Here is an 873-nt window from a genome sequence, read left to right as displayed (position 1 = left end):
GTGAGATTTACCTAAAGAAGAAGGAGAAGAAAGAGATTCTAAAGCATTAGAAGTATTTTGAGTGAGGGGATTAAAGCTTTCATTCCCTTTGTTTATCTGCTCTGTATTCATTAAAGAAGTAACACTTTCTTTTAAATGTTTTGCATTCTCTTTTTTAATGGCATTATCATTAGAATTAAAGTTATTCTCTAATAAAGATTCATTAATAAGTTCTTGCTCCATTCCTATAATTATAAAATCTCTTAAACTCTCTTTGTTTTCTTTTAAACTTGAGGAGAAGTTTAAAGTAATACTTTCATTTAAAGTTAAATCATAGATATTACTCTGTGCATTGAGACTTTGTTCAATCACTCTTAATCTTTTTTCTTTTAAAGTAATGGGAGTTTTTAAATCACTGCTTTGAGTAAAGGAGGATTCATTGCTATAGTGATGCTCATTTATATGTAAAGAGTGTGTGAAATTATTCTGCTCTCCTTCTTGTAATAAGGAATCACTCTTTAGACTTAAACTTTCTAATGAAAAAGGATTGAGAGCATTCTGGCTACTTTGGCTAAAAGTATGAGCTCTTAAAGATTGAAGTTTAGAGACACTAGAGATACAAGGTTCATTTAAAGTGTTATTCACATTAGGATTAAAAGTAATCTCTCTACTAGAGTGTCTTTGTGCGCTATCATAAAAGCATATACTCCCTCTCACATCACAAAAGTATATGCCATTATTATGGGCTAATCTTGTGATGAAGTCTAAATCACTCTCCTCATATTGAGAAATAAGTTCTAACTTTGGATAGTGTAAAGCAATCCCAGAGAAATCCAAAGGTTTGATTAAATCGTGTGTATAAAAGTTGAGTGTAGAATGTATGGCTTCTATAAC

General features: G+C 30.6%; 1 protein-coding gene. It reads right to left on the bottom strand.

Features of this window, described 5'->3' with window-relative positions; all coding sequences use genetic code 11:
- Positions 1-816: contractile injection system protein, VgrG/Pvc8 family (locus tag HCCG_RS11390; protein ID WP_268257963.1), on the bottom strand; the 816-nt coding region annotated here is incomplete at its 3' end.
- Positions 817-873: the final 57 nt, after the last annotated feature.

The sequence above is a fragment of the Helicobacter cinaedi CCUG 18818 = ATCC BAA-847 genome (assembly GCF_000155475.1).
GTDB classification, from domain to species: Bacteria; Campylobacterota; Campylobacteria; order Campylobacterales; family Helicobacteraceae; genus Helicobacter_C; species Helicobacter_C cinaedi.
Note: the sequence above shows the minus strand (reverse complement) of the source record. Positions and strands in the feature narration are given on the sequence as shown.